The sequence below is a fragment of the Enterobacter sp. 6722112 genome (assembly GCF_058661685.1).
On the sequence record NZ_JBZWGR010000007.1, the window covers coordinates 1,904,370 to 1,927,877 of the forward strand.

The following is a 23,508-nucleotide window of genomic DNA, read 5'->3' on the forward strand; positions in this document are numbered from 1 at the left end:
TATCCGTATTAAATTAAAGCGTGAAGTGTTGAGACCACTGCTCAAGAAGGGTTTTATAGGGTTTGATAAACCGCTCTTCGGTATATTTACCCTGTTCAATGGCCAGCCGGCTGCGCTCTTCACGGTCATAGACGATTTTGGTTAATGAGTGATCCTGCTGATTCAGGTCGGGCTGATAGCACTGTCCCGCAGCGGAATTGGCATTGTAAATTTCTGGTCGATAGATCTTCTGGAACGTCTCCATGGTGCTGATGGTGCCGATCAGTTCCAGATTGGTGTAATCACGCAGTAAATCGCCGGTGAAGAAGAAGGCGAATGGCGCGACGCTGTTTTCCGGCATGAAATAGCGAACCTTCAGGCCCATCTTCGCGAAGTACTGTTCCGTTAGCGACTCGCCGTCCGGCTGGTACTCATAGCCCAGCACCGGGTGGTGGTTACCGGTACGACGATAGGTGTCTTTGCTGGAGACGCTCAGGCAGATCACCGGCGCTTTTTTGAAGTTCGCCTGATATTCCGCAGAATGAACGAAGCTTTTAAAGATATTGCCGTGCAGCTCGCCAAAATTCTCGGGGAGAGAGAAACGGGCCCGGTCTTTATTATGCTCGAGCAGCAGGACGCTGAAATCATAGTCACGAACATACGATGAGAAGTTATTTCCGACGATGCCTTCGATGCGCTCGTGGGTTTTTTTATCCACGATCGTCGTTTGCAGAATTTCGATGGCCGGGAAAGTAAAATCGCCGCCGATATTCATATCGACTGAAATAATCTCCAGCTCGACGGCATAGCGGTCAGCTTTCGGGTTATCCCAGCTCGCCAGCGCGTTAAAGCGGTTGTTGATCATCACCAGCGTATTGCGCAGGTTCTCCTGACGCTTCTCGCCACGCGCCAGGTTGGCGAAGTTGGTGGTGGTACGCGTGTTTTCTGACGGGTTATAATTTTCATCAAAGCAACTGCGCTTAAGGGTAAATGTGAAAGCCTGACTCATTTGGTTATGCATCCTAAGTTCATGTTGCCGGAACGTTATCAATGCATAATTTATGCCTGAGCCACTGGCGCAGGGGAAGTGACTTAATTTCACTGCAACATGAGGGTTCTTCATGAACTGCGCGATTCAGGTATAATCCCCCGACATTTCCAACCGGTTTAAACGAACATGACAAAACTCACCCTACAAGAGCAGATGCTGAAAGCGGGCTTAGTCAGCAGTAAAAAGATGGCGAAGGTCCAGCGCACGGCGAAAAAATCCCGCGTCCAGGCTCGCGAGGCGAGAGAGGCTGTTGAAGAGAACAAGAAAGCCCAGCTGGAGCGTGATAAACAGCTGAGCGAACAGCAAAAACAGGCGGTGCTGGCAAAAGAGTTCAGGGCGCAGGTGAAGCAGCTGATTGAGATGAACCGCATCACCGTGGCGAAGGGCAACATTACCTTTAACTTTACCGACGGCAACCTTATCAAAAAAATCGAGGTCGATAAGCAGACGCAAACCCAGCTGATCAACGGCCGTCTGGCGATTGCCCGACTGGTGATTAACGCGAATGGCGACTGTGATTACGCGATTATCCCGGCGGTAGTGGCGGATAAAATTGCCCAGCGCGATGCGGACAGCATTGTGCTAAACAGCGCCCTGAGTCAGGAAGAGCAGGACGAAGACGATCCGTACGCAGACTTCAAAATCCCTGACGATTTAATGTGGTAATCCCCGCTCAGAACGGCGCGGCGTGACGGGCGTTCATCGTCTCGCCGCTCAGCGGATGAATAAAATTCAGAGCGCTTGCATGCAGCATCAGCCGGGGCGTTTCTTCCGCCCCCGGCCATTCCAGACCACCATACAGATCGCACCCCAGAATAGGGTGGCCTAACTGCTGGCAGTGAATGCGCAGCTGGTGGGTGCGCCCGGTCTCCGGGGTAAGCTCAACCCGCGTCAGCGGCATTGTCGTATCCTGGTAAATACGTTCCACCACCCGATAGCGGGAGCGAGCGGGCTTACCGGTGCGGGCACAGATCGTCATCAGCGGAAACAGCGCCGGATCTTTGGCAATCGGCGCATCCACGGTCCCTTCGTCCTGTTCCACATGTCCGCACAGCAGGGCGGTGTAAACCTTGTTCACGGCGCGCTGACTGAACTGGTGGCAAAGCGCGGCGTTGATCGCTTTGTTACGCGCAATGACCATCAGACCCGAAGTGCCAAAATCAAGACGATGCACCAGCGTGCAGCCGGGAAAAGTTTGAACAAGACGGTGGTGGACGGAATCGAGGTTTTGCGGATTTTTCCCCGACAGGCTGAGCAGACCGGAAGGTTTATTGATCAGCAGCAGATGCTCGTCCTGCCAGAGGATCTCAATGTTGTCGTGACAGGGTGGTGCAATAAACGTATCGATAATGACAGACATCAGGCCGCCGGGCTGGAGAGTGGGTGCGGATGATAACGAAATACGGGGGAAAAGAAAAACCCTCCCACCGGGCGGTGAGAGGGGGAAAACTTAGGCAGCGACCAGGCTGTCGATAGCGGCTTTCGCGTCGGTCTGCGCTTTGGTGGCCACTTCCGGGCCGTAAGCGATACCTTCAGCGAACACGAAGTTCACGTCGGTAATGCCGATGAAGCCCAGGAACAGCGTCAGGTACGGTGCGACCAGGTCGGTAGGGGTATCTTTGTGAATACCGCCGCGGCTGGTCAGTACAACCGCACGCTTGCCTTTCACCAGACCTTCCGGGCCGTTCTCGGTGTAACGGAAGGTTACGCCAGCGCGCGCCACCAGGTCGAAGTAGTTCTTCAGCTGGGTAGGAATGTTGAAGTTGTACATTGGGGCGTTGATCACGATAACGTCGTGCGCCTGCAACTCAGCAATCAGCTCGTCGGAGAGCGCCAGGGCTTCCTGCTGACGCGGGGTAAGAGGCGCATCGCTCGGACGCAGCGCGCCAACCAGCTCGCCGTCCAGCACAGGAATTGGGTTTGCCGCCAGGTCACGCACGGTGATTTCATCCGCGCTGTGCTGTTCACGCCACTGTTCAACGAAATAGTCAGACAGCTGACCAGACTGTGAATACCCTGCCAGAATACTGGATTTCAACACTAATACTTTGCTCATGGGAAATTCCTGTTTTGTATTTGATTGAGGGGGTTGCCCCGTTGCTTGTTGACACTTTATTCACAATCCTGCCACAGGGATAGCGCAATATATCGAAGCCTATGTTCGAATTTTTTGAATAAGGCGCGAAAAGCGCTGATGTGGTACTCTATACCAATCATTAAAAAGAGATTTTATCCGGCAGTGCACTGCCCGTTAACGCTATGACAGAACACCAAAAATTGACCTTCCCGATGCTGATGCAAAAGCTTGATTCGCTGATGCTGCGCGATAAACAGCGGTTTGCGCGCCGTCTGCACGGCGTTAAGAAGGTTAAAAATCCTGATGCACAACAGGCCATTTACCAGGAGATGGCCAACGAGATTGAACAGGCGGCAGGGAAAGTTGTGCTGCGTGAAGCCGCACGTCCGGAGATTACCTATCCGGAAAATCTGCCCGTCAGCCAGAAGAAACAGGACATTCTTGAGGCCGTACGCGACCACCAGGTGGTGATCGTCGCGGGGGAAACCGGTTCAGGTAAAACCACTCAGCTGCCGAAAATCTGCATGGAGCTGGGCCGCGGGGTGAAAGGGCTGATCGGTCACACCCAGCCGCGTCGTCTGGCGGCGCGCACCGTGGCGAACCGTATTGCGGAAGAGCTGCAAACGGAGCCGGGCGGCTGCATCGGCTACAAGGTGCGATTCAGCGACCACGTCAGCGATAACACCATGGTTAAGCTGATGACCGACGGTATCCTGCTGGCGGAAATCCAGCAGGATCGTCTGCTGATGCAGTACGACACCATCATCATCGATGAAGCGCACGAGCGCAGCCTGAACATCGACTTCCTGCTCGGCTACCTGAAAGAGCTGCTGCCCCGGCGTCCGGATCTGAAAATCATCATCACCTCCGCGACCATCGACCCGGAGCGCTTCTCAAAACATTTCAACAATGCGCCGATTATTGAGGTGTCAGGACGCACGTATCCGGTGGAAGTGCGCTATCGCCCGATTGTGGAAGAGGCGGACGATACCGAGCGCGACCAGCTTCAGGCCATCTTTGATGCCGTCGACGAGCTGGGCAACGAGAGTTCTGGCGACATTCTGATCTTCATGAGCGGCGAGCGCGAGATCCGCGATACCGCCGATGCGCTCAGCAAGCGCGATCTGCGCCATACTGAGATCCTGCCGCTGTACGCGCGCCTGTCGAACAGCGAGCAGAACCGCGTGTTCCAGCCGCACAGCGGGCGCCGCATCGTGCTGGCGACCAACGTGGCCGAAACTTCGCTGACCGTACCGGGCATTAAATACGTGATCGACCCGGGTACGGCGCGCATCAGCCGCTACAGCTACCGCACCAAAGTTCAGCGCCTGCCGATTGAGCCGGTTTCGCAGGCGTCGGCTAATCAGCGTAAGGGCCGCTGCGGCCGCGTGTCGGAAGGGATCTGTATTCGTCTCTATTCGGAAGACGATTTCCTGTCGCGCCCGGAGTTTACCGATCCGGAGATCCTGCGGACCAACCTGGCATCCGTTATCCTGCAAATGACCGCGCTGGGGCTGGGCGATATCGCCGCCTTCCCGTTTGTGGAAGCGCCGGATAAGCGCAATATTCAGGACGGGGTGCGGCTGCTGGAAGAGCTGGGGGCCATCACCACCGACGAACAGGCGACGGCCTACAAGCTAACGCCATTGGGCCGCCAGCTTAGCCAGTTGCCGGTCGACCCGCGTCTGGCGCGCATGGTGCTGGAGGCGCAAAAACACGGCTGCGTGCGCGAGGCGATGATCATTACCTCGGCGCTCTCCATTCAGGATCCGCGCGAGCGTCCGATGGACAAGCAGCAGGCGTCGGACGAAAAACACCGTCGCTTCCACGATAAAGAGTCCGATTTCCTCGCCTTTGTGAACCTGTGGAACTACCTTGGCGAGCAGCAAAAAGCGCTCTCCTCGAACCAGTTCCGCCGTCAGTGCCGGGTGGATTTCCTCAATTATCTGCGCGTACGCGAGTGGCAGGATATCTACACCCAGCTGCGCCAGGTGGTGAAAGAGCTGGGTATACCGGTGAACAGTGAACCGGCGGAGTACCGCGAAATCCATATCGCCCTGTTGACCGGCCTGCTGTCTCATATCGGGATGAAGGATGCGGATAAGCAGGAATATACCGGCGCACGCAACGCGCGTTTCTCCATCTTCCCGGGCTCCGGTTTGTTTAAGAAGCCGCCGAAGTGGACCATGGTCGCCGAGCTGGTGGAAACCAGCCGTCTGTGGGGGCGTATCGCCGCGCGTATCGATCCGGAGTGGGTTGAGCCTGTGGCGCAGCACCTGCTGAAACGCTCATACAGCGAGCCGCACTGGGAGCGTGGGCAGGGCGCGGTGATGGCGACGGAAAAAGTCACCGTCTACGGCCTGCCGGTGGTGGCCGCGCGTAAGGTTAACTACAGCCAGATCGATCCGGCGTTGAGTCGCGAGCTGTTTATCCGCCACGCGCTGGTGGAAGGCGACTGGCAGACGCGTCATGCGTTCTTCCGCGAAAACCTGAAGCTGCGCACCGAGGTGGAAGAGCTTGAGCACAAGTCCCGCCGTCGCGACATTCTGGTGGACGACGAGACGCTGTTTGAGTTTTACGATCAGCGCATCAGTCACGATGTGATCTCGGCGCGCCATTTCGACAGCTGGTGGAAGAAAGCCAGCAAAGAGGCCCCGGACCTGCTCAACTTCGAAAAGAGCATGCTGATCAAAGAGGGCGCGGAGTCGGTCAGCAAGCTCGATTATCCGAACTTCTGGCATAAGGGCAACCTCAAGCTGCGTCTGACCTATCAGTTTGAGCCGGGCGCGGATGCCGATGGTGTGACGGTGCACATTCCGCTGCCGCTGTTAAACCAGGTGGAAGAGAGCGGGTTTGAGTGGCAAATCCCCGGCCTGCGCCGCGAGCTGGTCATTGCATTAATCAAATCCCTGCCTAAACCGGTGCGGCGTAATTTTGTGCCAGCGCCGAACTACGCCGAAGCGTTTTTAGGCCGCGTCACGCCGCTCGAGCTGCCGCTGCTGGACGCGCTGGAGCGTGAGTTCCGCCGTATGACCGGGACCACCATCGACCGCGACGACTGGAACTGGGATCAGGTGCCCGATCACCTGAAAATCACATTCCGCGTGGTGGACGATAAAAACAAAAAGCTGCTCGAAGGCCGTTCTCTGACGGAGCTGAAAGAGGCGCTGAAAGGTAAAGTCCAGGAGACGCTCTCTGCGGTGGCCGATGACGGCATTGAGCAGAGCGGGCTGCACATCTGGAGCTTTGGTCAGCTTCCGGAAAGCTACGAGCAGAAGCGCGGGAACTATAAGGTCAAAGCCTGGCCCGCGCTGGTGGATGAGCGCGACAGCGTGGCGATTAAGCTCTTTGACAATCCGCAGGAGCAACAGCAGATGATGTGGCGCGGGCTGCGTCGACTGCTTCTGCTTAACATCCCGTCGCCGATTAAGTATCTGCACGAGAAGCTGCCGAACAAAGCCAAGCTGGGGCTCTACTTTAACCCGTACGGTAAGGTGCTGGACCTGATCGACGACTGCATCTCCTGCGGTGTGGATAAGCTGATCCACGAGGCCGGCGGTCCGGTCTGGACGGAAGAGGGCTTTGCTCAGCTTCATGAAAAGGTGCGCGCGGAGCTGAACGACACCGTGGTCGAGATTGCCAAACAGGTCGAGCAGATCCTTACCGCCGTGTTCAATATCAACAAGCGCCTGAAGGGGCGGGTGGATATGACCATGGCCCTGGGGCTGTCGGACGTCAAGGCGCAGATGGCGGGGCTGGTGTATCGCGGCTTTGTCACCGGCAATGGCTTTAAGCGTCTGGGCGATACGCTGCGTTATTTGCAGGCGATAGAGAAGCGTCTGGAGAAAATGGCGGTCGATCCGCATCGCGATCGTGCGCAGATGCTGAAAGTCGAAAACGTGCAGCAGGCGTGGCAGCAGTGGCTCAACAAACTGCCGCCGGCGCGTCGCGATGACGACGACGTGCGGGAGATCCGCTGGATGATCGAGGAGCTGCGCGTCGGCTTCTTCGCTCAGCAGCTGGGAACGCCGTATCCCATTTCGGATAAGCGTATCTTGCAGGCGATGGAGCAGATTTCCGGCTAAAACCGTTGCCCGGTGGCGCTGCGCTTACCGGGCCTACGGGAGAATATGTAGAGCATGTAGGCCGGGTAAGGCGTAGCCGCCACCCGGCTTTTTATCATTTCTCCGGGTATAACCCTTGCCCGGTGGCGCTGCGCTTACCGGGCCTACGAGAGAATATGTAGAACATGTAGGCCGGGTAAGGCGTAGCCGCCACCCGGCTTTTTATCGTTTCTCCGGGTATAATCCTTGCCCGGTGGCGCTGCGCTTACCGGGCCTACAGGAGAATATGTAGAGCATGTAGGCCGGGTAAGGCGTAGCCGCCACCCGGCTTTTTATCATTTCTCCGGGTATAACCCTTGCCCGGTGGCGCTGCGCTTACCGGGCCTACGGGAGAATATGTAGAGCATGTAGGCCGGGTAAGGCGTAGCCGCCACCCGGCTTTTTATCGTTTCTCCGGGTATAACCCTTGCCCGGTGGCGCTGCGCTTACCGGGCCTACGGGAGAGCATGTAGAGCACGTAGGCCGGGTAAGGCGTAGCCGCCACCCGGCATGTTTTCACGCACTGCTCCAACCGCCGCCCAGCGCTTTATACAAATCAATTTGCGCCAGCAGCAGGTTGTTTTTCACCTGTACCACGCTGGTCTGCACCGAGAACAGCGTGCGCTGCGCATCGAGCTCATCCAGATAAGAAGAGTATCCGTTGCGGTAGCGGTTTTGCGCAATCCTCAGCGTCTCCTGCGCGACCGTCTGCTGTGCCAGCAGCTCGGTAAGCTGTTCCTGATAGCGGGTGATGGCATCAAGGCTGTCATTCACCTCAGCAAACGCGTTACGCACGGTTTTTTCGTAGCTATACAGCGCCTGATTCCGCTGGGACTGAGAGATATCTACCTGCGCATTCAGCGCCTGACGGTTCAGCAGCGGCGCAAGAATACTGCCGCCCACGCTCCAGAGCTGTAGCGGGTTATCCAGCAATCCCGACAGCGTGCGATCCTGCACCGATCCCGTGGCCGTGAGGTTGATCGACGGCAGCAGGCTGGCGCGCGATGCCGCCAGCGTCGCGTCCGCCGCAATCAGCTGACGTTCAGCCTGGACGATATCCGGGCGCCGGTTCAGTAGCGTCGACGGCAGTTGGGAGGGCAGTTTCAGCGGCGTCAGGGCATCAAAGCTTTCACCGCGCGCAACGTCACCCGGGTTGCTGCCCAGCAGCAGGCTAAGCGCATTTTCCTGCTGCGCAATCTGGTGCTGAAGCAGTGGAACCTGGGCGCGGGTGGCGCGCAGCTCAGAATCCGATTGCATCAGCTCAAGGCGAGAGCTGTATCCCGTCTCGAACTGTCGCTTGGCGAGGTTGAACGCCTCTTCACGCGACTTCAGCGTGGACCGGGTAACGCGCAGCTGTTCGTCCAGCGACAGCAGGGTGACGTACCCGGAGGCCACCGAGGATGCGACGGTCAGATCAGCCGCCGCAGCCGCCGCCTTTTGTGCCTCCAGCGACGCTTCAGCGGCACGGGAGGTGCTGCGGTTTACGCCCCAGATATCCACGTCGTAGCTGGCGGTCAGGCTGCCTTTGTACAACGTACCGTATACCGGAAGCCCCGTGGCGGCGGACTGCGAGCGCGCGCGCGTCCCGGTCACGCCCGCGTCAAGCGACGGGAACAGGGTGCCGTCAGCGGCGTACACCCGGGCCTGGTACTCGTTAATCCGCTCGCGGGCAATCAGCACGTCGCTGTTATTCTTCAGCGCCTGATCCACATAGCGATTCAGATTGCTGTCGTGAAAATTTCGCCACCAGAGCTGCTCTGTCGGGCTGGCTGGCCCCGACGTCGCGCGCCACTGGGCCGGTATGTGCAGGGACGATTTGGCGGGCTCAACGTCTACCGACTGGCATCCCGCCAGGATAGTCATTATCAGCAGGCCGGCTATCGGGCGAAGCGTCATTGTTTCGCCTCCCGCGTGTCGATGGTCACCTGCACCGACATGCCAGGACGCAGCAGCCGGTACGCCTCCGGCTCACCGAGTACCTCAATGCGTACCGGGATGCGCTGGGCGATTTTAACAAAGTTGCCCGTGGCGTTGTCCGGGGTGATAGCGCTGAACTCGACCCCTGTGGCCGGGGATATGCTCTCTACGCGGCCCTGATAGGCTTTATCGTTTAAGGCATCGACGGTGAATTTCACCGGCTGGCCGACGCGTAAATTCGCCAGCTGCGTCTCTTTGATATTGGCGATCACCCAATGCTGCGGCGGGACCAGCGTGGTAAGGTGCGTCCCGGCGGTGACGTACGCCCCCAGACGCACTGCAATCTGCCCAAGCTGACCGTCACGCGGCGCGACAATGCGGGTGTTTTGCAGATCGATCTGCGCCAGCTCCAGCGCGGCTTTCGCATTCTCAACGTCCGCTTCCAGCGAACCGCGATTGACGATGACCGTTTGTAGATCCTGACGCGACATCTCAAGCGTTGCTTTCGCCTGGTCGATATCGGCGCTCCCCTGGGCGGCACTGGCCAGCGCCGAATCGCGCTCGCGAATGGAGAGGGAGCCGTCCGCGGTCAGCTCTTTCACGCGTTTCAAATCCGCCTGGGTTTTCAGACTTTGGGCACGGGCGTTTTTCAGCGCCGCCTCGTTTTTGGCAATCACCGCTTCCGCGCTTTTGCGCTGTTGCAGGTTGTTATTCAGAGCTGCAATTTTCATTGCCAGCTGCGCCTCGGCCTGATGGACGCGCTGGCGATAGATGCGGTCATCTATCTGCAACAGCAGCTCGCCTTTTTTAACCTGCGCGAAATCCTGAACATGGACCTCGGTAATGTAGCCGTTTACCTGCGGACTGATGAACGTGGTCTGGCCGCGCACGTAGGCGTTATCGGTAAACTGGGCATGACGCGTAAACGGGGGCAGCTGCCAGGCATAAAGGATCACCAGTACCCCGACAATGCCGATAGCCGCGGCGGTGAAGATGGAAACGACGCGCACATTTTTGCGGGTGTTGGCCTGCTCTTTGGCGGCATCCTGCTGACTCATAACTTCTCCTGATAAATAGTCATTAGTTGTTGCCAGTGGCGTTCTTAAGGGCCATACGGGCGGTGATGCGCAGGCGTAGCAAGCGCCATAAAATCCAGACCAGCGTGGCAGTGGCAATGCTCGCCGTCAGGAGATAAGTATCGTTGTAAGCCAGGATGTTTGCCTCAAGCGCCGTCACCGTCTGGAGCTGGGTAATGGCCTGAGTTCCCAGCAGGGAACTGTCGCCAATCAGGCTTTTGTACATCTGGGTGTAAAGCTGAATCCGTTCGTTCACCAGCGGGTTAAGGGTGGTGAGCTGGTCAGCCAGCAGGCTGGAATGGTACTTCTCGCGCCAGGTCTGGAAGGTGCCGAGGATCGCGGACCCCAGCAGCCCCCCAAGGTTCTGACTCATGCCAAACATCACGGAAAAGCTGACCAGATTGCGCGGATCGGCGATCACCCCGCCAATAGCGGCCAGCATCGCAGGCGCGAGGAAGAACGCGCTGCCGAAGCCCAGCAGGAACTGGCTGAAAATAAGCTGATCCGGCCGGGTCAGGTTGTTGGACTGGCTGTCCAGCAGCGAGGCAACGATCATCAGCGCCAGCGAGGTGATAATCGGCCAGGCCAGTTTAGTGGGCTTAATCGTCAGACAGCTGGTGACGATACCGCAGACGATCCCGGCGAAAATAGCCCACGCCAGATGGGTCATCTGTTCATTCTGTAAGCCTACATATTGCAGCCAGCCGATGACGCCCGTGTTCTGCTCCGCCAGTACGATGCGGATCAGCAGCATAATCAGCCCCAGGCGGACGATGCTGCCGCTGGAGAGCCAACGGGTATTAAGCAGCGGGTTGTTGCGGTTATGTTCAAACACGATCGCGGAGACAATCAGCACCAGCGAGAGAGCCAGCGCCCAGCCGATCCACGGCGCTTCAAACCACCAGTCCAGACGCCCTAACGACAGAACCGCGCACAGCAGCGCCATGCCGGGCGCAAGCAAAAAGAAGGTGATGAAATCTTTCTTCTCGAAGACCTTGCGTCGATCGCCCGGCGGCAGCTTGAGCGCCATCACGCAGGCCAGGGAGATCAGGGCCAGACCCAGCTCGAAGAAGTACAGCCCGCGCCACTCATCAAGCTGTAACAGCTCGGTGGAGAACAGCCGCGCCAGCGGGATCGCCAGCGACGACCCGGTTATGCCGATGGTCAGCGCCTTCAGTCGGTGCTTCGCGGGCCAGGCCTGGATCTGGTAATAAATGCCGAGCGAGCTGAGCGCGGCGGCGACCATCCCGTGTGCCGCCCGTACCATCAGCGCCGAGCTGAGATCGTTCACAAACAGGTGGAAAAAGGTGACCAGCACATACAGCACCAGGAAGCCTTCCGTAAAGGCGCGCAAACCGTACTGCTGGCGAAATTTTACCAGCAGCAGGTTGATGGAGACGTTGGTCATGACATAGACGGCGGGGAGCCAGGCGATTTCAGTCGACCAGGCGCCAAAGGTGCCTTGCAGATTTTGCAGATTGGCGGTGACGACCGCGTTACCCAGCGCCCCGGTCAGACACACCAGCAGGCCGACCACGCCATAGGCGATTCGTTTCGACGTTGGATGTTCCGGGGTGGAAGGGGAACCCAGCAGGGCGGGTTTCTCGTGTGGCTGCCACTCGCGAGGAGCATAAGGGTCGCGTTGGGGCAGGCGCATAACGGGGTTTACCTTTCAAAAAGTTGAATTGTGAGCGGGCTAATGATTCTAAGGCTGACGCAAATCATAATTCAAGTGAATACGATTTTCTCATGTTAATCAAATGTGAGTGCTTTTTGAGCACATCCCGGCCCGTTTTTTCAGCATTCATGCCATAGCATGACGCGAAGAAAGGGGGATAATCGAAGGCTCTGTATGCTGTAAGGAGGTAACGATGACAATGGCACTTTTCCCCTGTCTACCTGGCACAACCCTCGACGCCGTGAATACCGTTGGGGCGTGGCTTGCTCAGGACGACTATCAGGACAACCAGCCCGTTGATCTGGTGATTCTGGCGGGTAATGCGGTGATCCCCGCGATTGATGCTGCCTGTAAAATCGCGGCTGAACAGGGTGTTCCTCTGATCATCAGCGGCGGGATCGGTCACTCGACGACCTTCCTCTACGCCGCGATTGCGAAACACCCCCGCTATAACAGGATACCCACCACCGGACGTGCTGAGGCGGCTATTCTGGCCGACATCGCCCGTGAGTTCTGGAACATTCCGGCCGAGCATCTTCACGTTGAGGATCAGTCGACCAACTGTGGCGAAAACGCCCGCTTCAGCCGGGCGTTGATGAAACAATCCGGACTGAACGCCACCCGGGTGCTGGTGGTGCAGGACCCGACAATGCAGCGTCGCACAATGGCTACGTTTGCCCGCGTTTGCCGCGACGAGGCCGCATCGCCCGCATGGGTGAGTCATCCCGGCCTGACGCCCGTGCTGCAAAACAGCGACGACGGTCTGGTGTTTAGCGGCCCGGTCGAGGGGTTATGGCCGGTAGAGCGCTACTTGTCGCTGGTGCTGGGTGAATTTCCGCGACTCAGGGATGACATCAACGGCTACGGTCCGGCGGGACGTGATTTCATTGCCCATGTCGATATCCCTGCCGACGTGGACGCCGCGTGGCAGATCTTGCGAAACGACGTCATTCTCACCGACGCGCTGGTGAGCCGTTCTCTGCTGTAATGCTCTGCCCGTTTGCGCCATCTTTTACGCAAACGGGCATCCTGTGTTGCCGATTTGTGATTTTGGAAACGGGCTGACCCGTTTCTTTTATGAGATATCTCACAAAAACAGACTCATAGAGTAGGCAATTGCCCCGGTAATTATAGTTTTTAACATTAAGTTTACTTGTTAAAAACAGTGTGATTACAGGAGCAGGTTATGACAGTACCCGTACAACATCCTATGTATATTGATGGACAGTTTGTTGCCTGGCAGGGTGATGCATGGATTGACGTGATCAATCCGGCCACCGAAGAGGTCATTTCCCGTATCCCCGACGGCAGCGCCGAGGACGCCCGCAAGGCCATTGACGCGGCAGATCGCGCGCAGGCTGGCTGGGAGGCGCTGCCTGCTATTGAACGCGCCAGCTGGCTACGCAAAATTTCCGCCGGGATCCGCGAGCGCGTCAGTGAAATCAGCGCGCTGATTGTGGCCGAAGGCGGCAAGATCCAGCAGCTGGCGGAAGTGGAAGTGAACTTTACCGCTGACTATATCGACTATATGGCCGAGTGGGCGCGCCGCTATGAAGGGGAAATCATTCAGAGTGACCGTCCGGGCGAAAATATTCTGGTGTTTAAGCGTGCCCTGGGCGTCACCACCGGCATTCTGCCGTGGAACTTCCCCTTCTTCCTGATTGCCCGTAAGCTCGCTCCCGCGCTGCTCACCGGTAACACCATCGTTATCAAGCCGAGCGAATTTACCCCAAACAACGCCATTGCGTTTGCCAAAATCGTCGATGAGATTGGCCTGCCGAAAGGCGTCTTTAACCTTGTGCTGGGCCGGGGTGAAACCGTCGGACAGGAGCTGGCCGGGAACCCGAAAGTGGCGATGGTCAGCATGACCGGCAGCGTCGGGGCAGGCGAGAAGATCATGGCTGCGGCGGCGAAAAACATCACCAAAGTGGGGCTGGAGCTGGGCGGTAAAGCCCCGGCCATCGTGATGGACGATGCCGACCTCGAGCTGGCCGTGAAGTCCATTGTGGATTCACGCGTCATCAATACCGGGCAGGTGTGTAACTGTGCGGAACGTGTCTATGTCCAGAAGGGGATCTACGACCGCTTTGTTAATCGTCTGGGCGAGGCAATGAAAGCCGTCCAGTTTGGCAATCCGGCTGAGCGAACGGATATTGCCATGGGGCCGCTGATCAACGCCGCCGCGCTGGAGCGCGTGGAGCAGAAGGTGGCGCGCGCGGTGCAGGAGGGGGCTAAAGTGGTCCTTGGCGGTAAAGCGGCAGAAGGCAAAGGGTATTTTTATCCCCCAACGCTGCTGCTGGACGTACGTCAGGATATGGCCATCATGCACGAAGAGACCTTTGGCCCGGTGCTGCCAGTGGTGGCATTCGACACCCTGGAAGAGGCGCTGAACATGGCCAACGACAGCGACTACGGTTTAACCTCGTCTGTTTATACGCAGGACCTGAACGTCGCGATGAAAGCCATTAAGGGGCTTAAGTTCGGCGAGACCTACATTAACCGTGAAAACTTTGAAGCGATGCAGGGCTTCCATGCAGGCTGGCGTAAATCCGGTATCGGCGGGGCGGATGGCAAACACGGTCTGAATGAGTATTTGCAGACGCAGGTGGTCTATTTGCAGTCGTAATCAGGAGCCCCCTCCATGCGAGGGGGTTCACATTTTCAGGAAAGGTGGTTATGTTGGCGCGATAATGATTCTTTATCGGGAAACAACATGCGCACAAAATATACGGGTCTGCAAATCAGCATTCACTGGCTGGTTTTTCTGTTAGTCATTATGGCCTATTGCGCCATGGAGTTCAGAGGGTGGTTCCCAAGAACCGATCGTCCGCTTATTAATATGATCCACGTTTCCTGCGGGATCAGCATCCTGGTGCTGATGGTGGCGCGCCTGCTTATCCGCCTCAAATTCCCGGCTCCGCCTATTCAACCGAAACCAAAAGCGATGATCACCGGGCTGTCCCATCTCGGGCATCTGGTAATCTACCTGCTGTTCATTGCGCTGCCGCTGATCGGTATGGTGATGATGTATAACCGGGGAAATGACTGGTTTGCGTTTGGCCTGACGATGCCGCATGCGGCGGAGGGGAATTTTGACCTGGTGGATACCCTAAAGGAGTGGCACGTAACGCTGGCGAATCTGGGGTATTTCGTGATTGGTTTGCACGCCTTTGCCGCGCTGATGCATCACTACTTCTGGAAGGACAACACGCTGCTGCGCATGATGCCGAAAAAGCGTCAGTAACCGATAATGCCCTGCTAACCCGCAGGGCATTTTTTTGCGGCTTATTGCAGTTGCGCGCGCTCCTGCGCCGTTAAGTCAAGTTCCAGAGTTGAACCCGTTTCCGAAGATTTTACCGCCGCTTCCAGCACCGCCATCACCGCCAGGGCTTCCACCGGATGGACCGGGTTGTCAATCTTGCCGTTCAGGGCATCGCGCACGTTTATATAGTACTGCCGCTGGTCGCCTTTTGGCGCAGGGATAGCGCTGGCTTCACCCTGGGCATTAAACAGCACCATAGCGTCGCTGTCTTCACCCCAGCTTTCGCTACCCGGAACGACGCCTGCCAGCAGCTGGGCTTCCTGCTGATCGATGTGCGCTTTCACCACGCTGGCCTTATCGCCGTGGACGGTAAAGCGGGCAACGCCACCCGCCACCAGCATGCTGCAATGGAGGACCACTTTGTGTTCCGGATAATTCAGCACCACGTGCGCCCAGTCGTTAATCTCCGCGCCGTCACGCAGGGTGGCGATGTTGCCCTGTACCGACTGCGGCAGACCAAAAAGCTGTAGCGTCTGGTCAATCATATGCGGGCCTAAGTCGAACCACAGGCCGCTGCCGGGCACGTTTTGCTCTCTCCAGCGCACGCGAACCTCCGGACGGAAACGATCGATATGCGACTCAAAATGTTTCACCTTACCGATACGGCCTTGCTCAATCACCTGCTTAATGCCGAGAAAATCGCTATCCCAGCGGCGGTTATGGAAGACCGAGAGCAGGCGCTGTTTTTCTTGCGCAAGCGCAATCAGATCTCGCGCTTCCTGCATATCCAGCGTAAACGGCTTATCCACTACCACATGCTTGCCGGCATTGAGCGCCAGGGTGGCCAGCGGCGCATGGGTCGCGTTAGGGGAGGCGATAACCACCAGGTCGATATCCGGGTGCTGAATGGCCTCTTCCGGCGTGGCGACAACGAGGACGTCCGGCAGGTCGCGTTTCACTTTCTCTTCATCCCGGGATGAGACCACCGCCAGCTTCAGGCCTTCGACGGACTGGATCAGCGGGGCATGGAACGTCTTACCTACAAAACCATACCCGATCAGCGCAATATTCATTGTCTTCACTTTATTCATGACCTTCTCCACGTTAATGCGCGCCAACGGTAACCTGCAAGGCGCTATGGTCCCCGAGCTCTGCCCAGGGACGATCTAAAAACAGTTGATGAATCTCGGATAACCCTGACACCAGATACGGTTCGCACTGGTTGAGTTTTAGATGGTCGGCGACTACCCAGTGCGCCTGGCTTGCGGCCAGCATGGCACGCTTCACTTCGGCATCCGCCTCCTGACTGGCGCTCAATCCGAGTTCGGCATGGATGGCGCATGCGCCAAGGATGGCAATATCCGCCCGGTAGCGAGAGAGCAGGGAAAGGGTGGCGCTTCCGGCAAACAGGCGTTGTTTCTGATCCCACTTTCCACCGAGCAGGATCAGGTCAATATCTTCCCGATCGCTAACCTGCTGGGCGATATCAAGAGAAGGGGTGATGATGGTCAGCGGCCCCTGAAGGAAAGAGGCAACGGCCAGCAGTGTGCTTCCGGCGTCCAGAAAAAGCGTCGAGCCCGCAGGCACGCATTGCGCAACCTGTTTACCCAGCCGCTGCTTAATTTCAGGGAGCAAGCTATTCCTGCTTACTCGGGTCATCGTCGAGAGATTCAGCGCGATGGCGCCGCCATGGTTTTTTTGTGCCAGTCCCTGTTTTTCCAGGTCGGTCAGATCGCGACGGATGGTGTCCGCCGAAACCTGCAATCGCTCTGCCAGCTCGGTAATGCTGGCCTGGCCTTGCTCAGTAATGATATCAAGCACATATTTCTGTCTGGCGGTTTTATGCATGGGGCAGTATCCTGCAAAATGTCGCAATAAATCGCAGTTTACAGCATTTTGCAGGAAAGGGAATCGCGACAGGTGCGGGATGTTATCCAAAAACAGTTTAATGAAGTGATTATTGATATCGCATTAATCAGTCATCAAAAACATGTATGTATCTTTTAGGTATGTTGTTATCGCTATGTTTTACTTGAAAATTTGGCTTAAGCTGCCGGATTATTGGCCCTAACCAGAATGTTTAACTAATTTGTAATTATAAATTAGTGCATATATCTATGAGTTTTTGTTTTTAAAGTAAAATAATTCAATTTTATTCGGTGTATTACTTAAGTTGACATTTCTTTGAAAATCTTTGTGTCTGATTCGGGGTGAAATTAACGCAAAAATGTACACCGGGGCATTTTAGAATTTTCTTTATATTACAGGGGGTTTATTTGTTTCATCTGAAAGGCCTTTTATAACGTTTTGTCCAGAAACCCCATCTTTTTTCTTATTTGTAACACCGCATTAACATTGCGGGTGTGGTTGCTCATATCACATTTTGTTATGCTGCGAATCAATAAATATTTAAGTAAATTCTTAAAAGAAAAAAAGAGATTGAACGGCTCTCATCTCAATTGAAATGGGCTTGGGGAACTATTACCCAAATTAATCGAGAAGAGGTGAGGATTTCTGAAGAATTATTTGTACCTCTTCCTGGGTATTTATTTGGCTATCACCTGGAGTCGGGGGATATTATGAAGATGAAATGCAATAACAGGTTGCTCAGATTATCTGTCTCCCTGACCTTAATTTCGCTGGTGGTGACTGCGGCTAATGCAAATAACGGCCAGACGGGGATATCTCCCGTTGCGGCAATGACGATGAAAGAAAGTATTCTTTTCGCTCTCGATCGCGACCCCTCGGTGAGCCAGCAGGCAGCGCAACTGGGGATCGGCCAGGCACAAATAGACGAAGCGCGCAGTGGCTGGATGCCACAAATAGCCCTGAACGGGAGTACGGGTCACAGCCAGACCACCGATTCAAGCGGCTCGTTGCGAAATTCCGCAGCCTGGGGCCTGAGCCTGACGCAGCTGGTGTACGATTTTGGCAAGACCAATAACAGCATCAGCCAGTCTTCAGCTCAGCGTGACAGCTATCGCTACCAGCTGATGAGCACGATGTCTGCCGTCGCGGAAAAAACGGCCCTCAGCTATGTGGAAGTAAAACGCTACAGCGATCTGTTGCAGGCGGCAAAAGAGAACGTGCAGGCGCTTAAAAACGTTGAGCAACTGGCAAAACTCCGCGCCGATGCTGGCGTAAGCTCCACCTCTGATGAGCTTCAGACCCGCACCCGTATCGCCGGGATGCAGGCGACGGTAGAGCAGTATAATGCGTCTCTGAACAGCGCCCGCGCGCGGCTGGCGGTATTAACTGGCATACAGGCTGAACGCTATTCACCGGTTCCGGGAGGTCTGGCCGTGGAGCCGGATTCTCTCAATCGAATTGATTATTCACTGATCCCAACGGTGATGGCCGCGCAGAACATGGAGCGTTCAGCCCAATACGGCGTAGAAACCGCCAGGTCTCAGCACTGGCCGACCTTAAGCCTGAAAGGGGGCCGCACCCGCTATGAGTCTGATAATCGCGCGTACTGGGATGATCAGATCCAGCTCAATATTGACGCACCGCTTTATCAGGGCGGCGCGGTCTCGGCGCGCGTCCGTCAGGCCGAGGGCGCAAGGGCAATGGCATCGTCCCAGGTCGATCAGGCCCGTTTTGATGTCCTGCAAAAAGCCTCCGTCGCACAGGCCGACTGGACCGGGGCGCGTGGACGAATGGAAGCCGGGAAGCGTCAGCTGGAAAATGCGTTGCGCGCCCGCGATGTCTACAAAAATGAATATACCCTGAGCAAGCGCAGCATTAACGATCTGCTCAGCGTGGAGCAGGATGTCTGGTCTGCCACCTCAGCGAAAATAATGGCTGAATACGATGGCTGGAGTGCGGCGATTAATTACGCCTCTGCGGTGGATAATCTCTTGCCGCTTATCGGAATAGAGAAAAACGCTGCCGCGAAATTACCTGATTTAAGTTAAAAAAAGGCGCGCCTTTCTGCGCGAAATAAGTCAGACAATAATGGGTGATTTTTCCCAAGGATAGCTACATCCCTCTGGTGGACATATCCACAGGAATACGCGCACCTGCAAGGAGAAGAATATGAGTACCGCAAAAGTTGTTGATGTCATCATTCGCAAAACGGCAGAGAAGACGAAATTAACCGGTGAAGGGAATCTCTCGGTCTCTATTTCATCGCCGAGCGTGATTGAAATTCAGGGTTCAGCTCAGGACGTGGTGCGTTATGTCCGCCAGGGGAATGACCTCCTCATTTATATGAAAGATGGCAGCGTGATCCGCTGCAATAATTATTTTGTCGAAGACACGGAAACCCATAATCATTCCGAACTGGTATTTAACGATAACCAGGAGCTGACGCATATTTCATTTGCCGATGCCGGGGAAGCATCAGGCGTTGCCGCCACCGAATTAACCGCCCAGGCTGCACCCATTAGCAGCATTGAACCTTTCCTGGAGCAGGGAAGCGTCTTAAGCGATGCGCCGTGGGGCTGGATTGCCGGTGCGGCGTTAGGGGGCGGTGCGATCGGCGCACTGCTGGCTCACGGCGGCGATGGCGAAACCAAAACCAAAGTTATTGATAATACAAAAGAAGTCGAAAGCGCCACGCCGACATTTTTGCTGACGGACAACGCGGGTGACAAGCAGGGCGTGCTGAGTGCAAAAGCGGTCACGGATGACAACACCCCCACCTTCAGCGGTACCGGGCAGCCGGGCGCGACCATTCAGGTTAAAGACGGCAGCGGCAGCACTATCGCCAGCACCATGGTCGCGAAGGACGGCACCTGGACGGTAACACTCCCGACCCAGGCCGACGGGGAGCATACCTGGTCTGTCGTACAGATCGACGGCAGTAAAACGACCTCTGCGGGCAGTATCACCGTAACCGTTTCTACAGCGGATGCCAGCGTGACGCTCGCCACCACGGCGGGCGATAACGTGATCAACGCCAGCGAGCAGTCCGCTGGCTTTACGCTGTCCGGCACCAGCAAAAACCTGGCGCAGGGAACGGCGCTTACCGTCACGCTCAACGGCAAAACCTATTCCGCAGAAGTGGGGGCAAACGGCGCATGGAGCGTGAAGGTGCCTGCTGCCGACGCGCAGGCGCTGGGCGATGGCACCTGGACGGTCAACGTCAGCGGTAAAGACGCGGCGGGCAACACCGTGTCCGGCAGCCAGACGATTGGCGTCGATACCGCCTCGCCAGTGATCTCTGTCGACACGATCGCCCAGGACAACATCATCAACGCGGCTGAACATAATCAGCCGCTGACGCTGACCGGGAAAACCGATGCGGAAGCGGGCCAGATTGTGACGGTCACGCTGAACGGCAAAAATCACACGGCGACCGTGGGCAGCGACGGCACCTGGTCCGTTACGCTTCCGGCCAGTGAAGTACAGGCGCTGGCTAACGGCGAGCACACCCTGACGGTAAACGTCAGCGACAAAGCGGGTAACGGGTCCTCCGTCACCGCCGATTTCACGGTCGATACCGCAGCGCCGGTGGTCACCATCAACACCGTCGCGGGCGACGACATTCTGAACACCAGCGAGCAGGGGCAGGCGCAGATTATTTCCGGCCAGGCGAACGGCGCGGCAGCGGGCGACGTTGTCACCGTGACCGTTGGCGGCAAGACCTTTACCGGTGTCGTCCAGGCGGACGGCAGCTGGAGCGTCGGCGTGCCTGCCTCCGTCATTGGCGCGCTGGGGGAAGGTAGCCACAGCATTTCGGTCGCCGTGACCGATGCGGCGGGCAACACCGGCAGCGCGACGCACGGCATTACGCTCAGCGGCAACCCGCCGGAATTTACCTTTGACCCCATCAGTCAGGATAACGTCCTGAATGCGCAGGAGGCCATGCAGCCCCTGAGCCTGAGCGGGACCAGTAATCTGCCGAACGGCAGCACCGTCACCGTGACGCTGAACAACGTTAACTATCAGGCCACCGTTGAGAACGGTCGCTGGTCCGTTCAGGTGCCGGTTTCCGACGTGCTGGATCTGGCGAATACCCTGTACACCGTCAGCGTCAGCGGCACCGACAGCGTGGGTAACAGCGGCTCCGCCGAGGCGAATCTGCTGGTCGATACCGCGCTGCCGCAGGTGATCGTCAACACCTTTGCCGGGGATAACCTGGTCAATAACGCCGAAGCGGCGGTTGACCAAACCCTCAGCGGACGCGTCACCGGCGCGGCGGCGGGCGATACCGTCTCTGTCACCGTGGGCGGCAAGAGCTACACCGCGACGGTTGGCAGCGACCTGAAATGGAGCGTGACGATCCCATCGGCCGACCTCCAGGCGTTTGGCGACGGCGATTTAACCTTCAGCGCCTCTGTCACCAATGCGCACGGCAATACCGGCACCGGCGAACGTGATATCAACATCAACGCCGAACTGCCGGGCCTGCGCGTGAACACGATCTCTGGCGATGACGTGATTAACGCCATCGAGCAGCAGCAGGATCTGGCCGTCACCGGCTCCAGCACTCATCTGGCTGAAGGCACACAGATCACCGTTACCATCAATAATGTCGAATACGTCACCACGGTTAACGCCAGCGGCAGCTGGCAGATTGGCGTGCCTGCGGCGGACCTTCAGGCATGGACGGCGGGAGGCATGACCGTCAGCGTCAGCGCGGAAGATGCCTGGGGCAACACCGTGGCGGCTGAACACCCGATCGAGCTTGACCTGAACGCGGTGGCCGTCACCATCGATACCGTAACCACTGACGATATGCTGAACGCGGCGGAAAAAGGCGCGGATGTCACGCTTTCCGGTCAGACGCAGGGCGTGGAGGCCGGGCAGACCGTGGTGGTGAAATTCGCGGATCAAACCTTTACCGCACAGGTGCAGCAGGACGGCTCCTGGCGCCTGACCGTTCCGGCGAGCGCGATGGAAACGCTGATCGACGGGCGGGCGCAGGTGAGCGTCAGCGTGACTAACGTCAACGGCAACAGCGCGGACGCTTCACGCGTGGTGATCGTCGATACGCAGCCGCCAGCCATTACGCTTGATAACCTGACCGACGACAACATCATTAATGCGGCAGAAGCGCAGCAGGATCTGATGCTCAGCGGCAGCACAACCGCTGAAGCGGGCCAGACGGTCACCGTGACGCTGAATGGTAAATCTTACCAGACCACGGTCCAGGCGGACGGTCGCTGGCAGCTGAACGTGCCTGCCGCCGACGTTAGCGCGCTGAGCGATGGCAATGTCACCGTGACGGCCACCGTCAGCGACGTGGCGGGCAACAGCAGCAGCGCGGACCGCGTTGGGCTGGTGGATGCCACCGTGCCGCAGGTGACCATCAACGATTTCGTCACCGACACCAACACCGTTAACCAGCTGGCCCATGCTCAGGCGCAGATCCTGAGCGGCTCCGTCACCGGCGCGGCGGCGGGTGATTTGGTCATCATCACCATCAATAACGTGGACTACACCACCGTGGTGGATGCGGCAGGCAACTGGAGCCTCGGCCTGCCTGCGTCCGTCGTTCAGGGGCTGACGGACGGCACCTGGACCATTAACGTCTCCGTGACCGACCAATCCGGCAACACCGGCAGCAGTTCAGTGGATGTGGTGGTCAATACTGTGACGCCCGTTATCGGTATTAACACGCTGGCCGCGGATGACGTGATCAATGCGGCAGAGAAGGGCGAAGATCTGCTGCTTTCCGGCACCAGCAACCAGCCGGAAGGAACCACCATCACCGTTAATCTGAACGGTATCAACTACACCGCCACCACCGACGCCAGCGGCAACTGGAGCGTTACCGTCCCCGCCTCTGCGGTGAGCGCGCTGGGTGAAGCCAATTACACCGTGACGGCGAGCGTCACCGATAATGTGGGCAACAGCGCCGCTGCCACGCACGATGTACTGGTGGACAGCTCGCTGCCGGTTGTTACCCTCAACAACTTCGCGGGCGACAATATCGTCAACGCGGCGGAAGTGGCCGCAGGGCAAACCCTGACCGGAAAGGTTTCTAACGCGGCATCGGGCGATACCGTCACGATTATCCTCGGCGGGCAGACATACACGGCCACCGTACAGGACGATCTCACCTGGAGCCTGCCGTTAACCCAGAGTCAGTTAACCGCGCTCGGTAACGGCGACCTGACCGTATCGGCCAGCGTGACGAACGCGCACGGCAATACCGGATCGTCTTCCCTGGATGTCACCATTGACGCCCAGCTGCCCGGCCTGCGCATTGATACCGTCGCCGGTGACGACGTCATTAACGTTATTGAACACGCGCAGAACCTGGTTATCGCCGGCACCAGCACCGACCTGGCGGCGGGTAGCACCGTCACCGTGACCATCAACGGCAAGAGTTATTCCGCCTCGGTACTGGCGGATGGCAGCTGGCAGGCTGCGGTTCCGGCCGCCGACGTCTCCCGGTGGGCGGACGGGTCGC

Annotated in this window: 14 protein-coding genes and 1 pseudogene; 7 read left to right on the forward strand and 8 right to left on the reverse strand. The window is 57.3% G+C overall.

Features of this window, described 5'->3' with window-relative positions; all coding sequences use genetic code 11:
* Nucleotides 1–13 precede the first annotated feature (13 nt).
* Entirely contained in the window at nucleotides 14–988 is a 975-nt protein-coding gene (locus AC4OVU_RS10715) for a DUF1852 domain-containing protein (RefSeq protein WP_023296571.1), read from the reverse strand.
* 168 nt (nucleotides 989–1,156) lie between these two features.
* Here AC4OVU_RS10715 and AC4OVU_RS10720 point away from each other — a divergent pair, with 168 nt between their 5' ends.
* The gene (locus AC4OVU_RS10720) at nucleotides 1,157–1,696 is read left to right on the forward strand and encodes a DUF2058 domain-containing protein (RefSeq protein ID WP_017384500.1); all 540 of its coding nucleotides are present in this window, start codon (nucleotides 1,157–1,159) and stop codon (nucleotides 1,694–1,696) included.
* 7 nt (nucleotides 1,697–1,703) lie between these two features.
* Here the strand turns inward: AC4OVU_RS10720 and AC4OVU_RS10725 are convergent, their stop codons facing one another.
* Complete coding sequence (locus AC4OVU_RS10725; protein ID WP_017693463.1) at nucleotides 1,704–2,390, reverse strand: RluA family pseudouridine synthase; 687 nt, start codon at nucleotides 2,388–2,390, stop codon at nucleotides 1,704–1,706.
* A 90-nt stretch (nucleotides 2,391–2,480) separates the two neighbouring features.
* Nucleotides 2,481–3,086: an FMN-dependent NADH-azoreductase gene (gene azoR / locus AC4OVU_RS10730; protein ID WP_015570577.1), complete on the reverse strand. Its 606-nt coding sequence runs from the start codon at nucleotides 3,084–3,086 to the stop codon at nucleotides 2,481–2,483.
* A 203-nt stretch (nucleotides 3,087–3,289) separates the two neighbouring features.
* On the opposite strand from azoR, the gene hrpA reads away from it, so the two are divergent.
* A complete protein-coding gene (gene hrpA / locus AC4OVU_RS10735; RefSeq protein WP_110292958.1) occupies nucleotides 3,290–7,192 on the forward strand; it encodes an ATP-dependent RNA helicase HrpA in 3,903 nt (1,300 codons plus the stop codon).
* 534 nt (nucleotides 7,193–7,726) lie between these two features.
* Here hrpA and AC4OVU_RS10740 read toward each other — a convergent pair.
* The 3 genes from AC4OVU_RS10740 to AC4OVU_RS10750 are packed head-to-tail and all read right to left on the reverse strand — an operon-like array spanning nucleotide 7,727 to nucleotide 11,860.
* A complete protein-coding gene (locus AC4OVU_RS10740) occupies nucleotides 7,727–9,106 on the reverse strand; it encodes an efflux transporter outer membrane subunit (RefSeq protein ID WP_110292959.1) in 1,380 nt (459 codons plus the stop codon).
* Nucleotides 9,103–10,185: an HlyD family secretion protein gene (locus AC4OVU_RS10745; RefSeq protein ID WP_017693458.1), complete on the reverse strand. Its 1,083-nt coding sequence runs from the start codon at nucleotides 10,183–10,185 to the stop codon at nucleotides 9,103–9,105. Before AC4OVU_RS10745 ends, AC4OVU_RS10740 begins: the two co-directional genes overlap by 4 nt.
* A gap of 22 nt (nucleotides 10,186–10,207) precedes the next feature.
* Entirely contained in the window at nucleotides 10,208–11,860 is a 1,653-nt protein-coding gene (locus tag AC4OVU_RS10750; RefSeq protein WP_380023958.1) for an MFS transporter, read from the reverse strand.
* A gap of 214 nt (nucleotides 11,861–12,074) precedes the next feature.
* Here AC4OVU_RS10750 and AC4OVU_RS10755 point away from each other — a divergent pair, with 214 nt between their 5' ends.
* The 3 genes from AC4OVU_RS10755 to cybB all read left to right on the forward strand — a co-directional run bounded on the left by AC4OVU_RS10755 (nucleotide 12,075) and on the right by cybB (nucleotide 15,125).
* Entirely contained in the window at nucleotides 12,075–12,869 is a 795-nt protein-coding gene (locus AC4OVU_RS10755; RefSeq protein WP_072202399.1) for a YdcF family protein, read from the forward strand.
* A 198-nt stretch (nucleotides 12,870–13,067) separates the two neighbouring features.
* Nucleotides 13,068–14,507, forward strand: coding sequence for an aldehyde dehydrogenase (aldA, locus tag AC4OVU_RS10760; protein ID WP_045348295.1), 1,440 nt, complete (start codon nucleotides 13,068–13,070; stop codon nucleotides 14,505–14,507).
* Between the two features lie 87 nt (nucleotides 14,508–14,594).
* Nucleotides 14,595–15,125: a cytochrome b561 gene (cybB, locus tag AC4OVU_RS10765; protein ID WP_015570570.1), complete on the forward strand. Its 531-nt coding sequence runs from the start codon at nucleotides 14,595–14,597 to the stop codon at nucleotides 15,123–15,125.
* Between the two features lie 41 nt (nucleotides 15,126–15,166).
* Here the strand turns inward: cybB and AC4OVU_RS10770 are convergent, their stop codons facing one another.
* On the reverse strand, nucleotides 15,167–16,234 hold the full coding sequence (locus AC4OVU_RS10770; RefSeq protein WP_032619707.1) for an oxidoreductase: 1,068 nt from the start codon (nucleotides 16,232–16,234) through the stop codon (nucleotides 15,167–15,169).
* 13 nt (nucleotides 16,235–16,247) lie between these two features.
* On the reverse strand, nucleotides 16,248–16,991 hold the full coding sequence (locus AC4OVU_RS10775) for a DeoR/GlpR family DNA-binding transcription regulator (RefSeq protein ID WP_015570569.1): 744 nt from the start codon (nucleotides 16,989–16,991) through the stop codon (nucleotides 16,248–16,250).
* A 731-nt stretch (nucleotides 16,992–17,722) separates the two neighbouring features.
* On the opposite strand from AC4OVU_RS10775, the gene AC4OVU_RS10780 reads away from it, so the two are divergent.
* Together AC4OVU_RS10780 and AC4OVU_RS10785 are read left to right on the forward strand one after the other, a co-directional pair.
* The gene (locus tag AC4OVU_RS10780; RefSeq protein ID WP_032619706.1) at nucleotides 17,723–19,060 is read left to right on the forward strand and encodes a TolC family outer membrane protein; all 1,338 of its coding nucleotides are present in this window, start codon (nucleotides 17,723–17,725) and stop codon (nucleotides 19,058–19,060) included.
* Nucleotides 19,061–19,181: 121 nt separating this feature from the next.
* Nucleotides 19,182–23,489 (forward strand): annotated as a pseudogene (locus AC4OVU_RS10785) (Ig-like domain-containing protein); the annotation flags it as partial.
* Between the last annotated feature and the right edge of the window lie 19 nt (nucleotides 23,490–23,508).

Coding starts and splice junctions, on each gene's coding strand:
- cybB (WP_015570570.1), top strand. CDS start 14,595: ATGCGCACAAAATATACGGGTCTGCAAATCAGCATTCACTGGCTGGTT.
- AC4OVU_RS10745 (WP_017693458.1), bottom strand. CDS start 10,185: ATGAGTCAGCAGGATGCCGCCAAAGAGCAGGCCAACACCCGCAAAAAT.
- AC4OVU_RS10740 (WP_110292959.1), bottom strand. CDS start 9,106: ATGACGCTTCGCCCGATAGCCGGCCTGCTGATAATGACTATCCTGGCG.
- AC4OVU_RS10750 (WP_380023958.1), bottom strand. CDS start 11,860: ATGCGCCTGCCCCAACGCGACCCTTATGCTCCTCGCGAGTGGCAGCCA.
- AC4OVU_RS10715 (WP_023296571.1), bottom strand. CDS start 988: ATGAGTCAGGCTTTCACATTTACCCTTAAGCGCAGTTGCTTTGATGAA.
- AC4OVU_RS10755 (WP_072202399.1), top strand. CDS start 12,075: ATGACAATGGCACTTTTCCCCTGTCTACCTGGCACAACCCTCGACGCC.
- AC4OVU_RS10720 (WP_017384500.1), top strand. CDS start 1,157: ATGACAAAACTCACCCTACAAGAGCAGATGCTGAAAGCGGGCTTAGTC.
- AC4OVU_RS10725 (WP_017693463.1), bottom strand. CDS start 2,390: ATGTCTGTCATTATCGATACGTTTATTGCACCACCCTGTCACGACAAC.
- hrpA (WP_110292958.1), top strand. CDS start 3,290: ATGACAGAACACCAAAAATTGACCTTCCCGATGCTGATGCAAAAGCTT.
- AC4OVU_RS10780 (WP_032619706.1), top strand. CDS start 17,723: ATGAAGATGAAATGCAATAACAGGTTGCTCAGATTATCTGTCTCCCTG.
- AC4OVU_RS10770 (WP_032619707.1), bottom strand. CDS start 16,234: ATGAATAAAGTGAAGACAATGAATATTGCGCTGATCGGGTATGGTTTT.
- aldA (WP_045348295.1), top strand. CDS start 13,068: ATGACAGTACCCGTACAACATCCTATGTATATTGATGGACAGTTTGTT.
- azoR (WP_015570577.1), bottom strand. CDS start 3,086: ATGAGCAAAGTATTAGTGTTGAAATCCAGTATTCTGGCAGGGTATTCA.
- AC4OVU_RS10775 (WP_015570569.1), bottom strand. CDS start 16,991: ATGCATAAAACCGCCAGACAGAAATATGTGCTTGATATCATTACTGAG.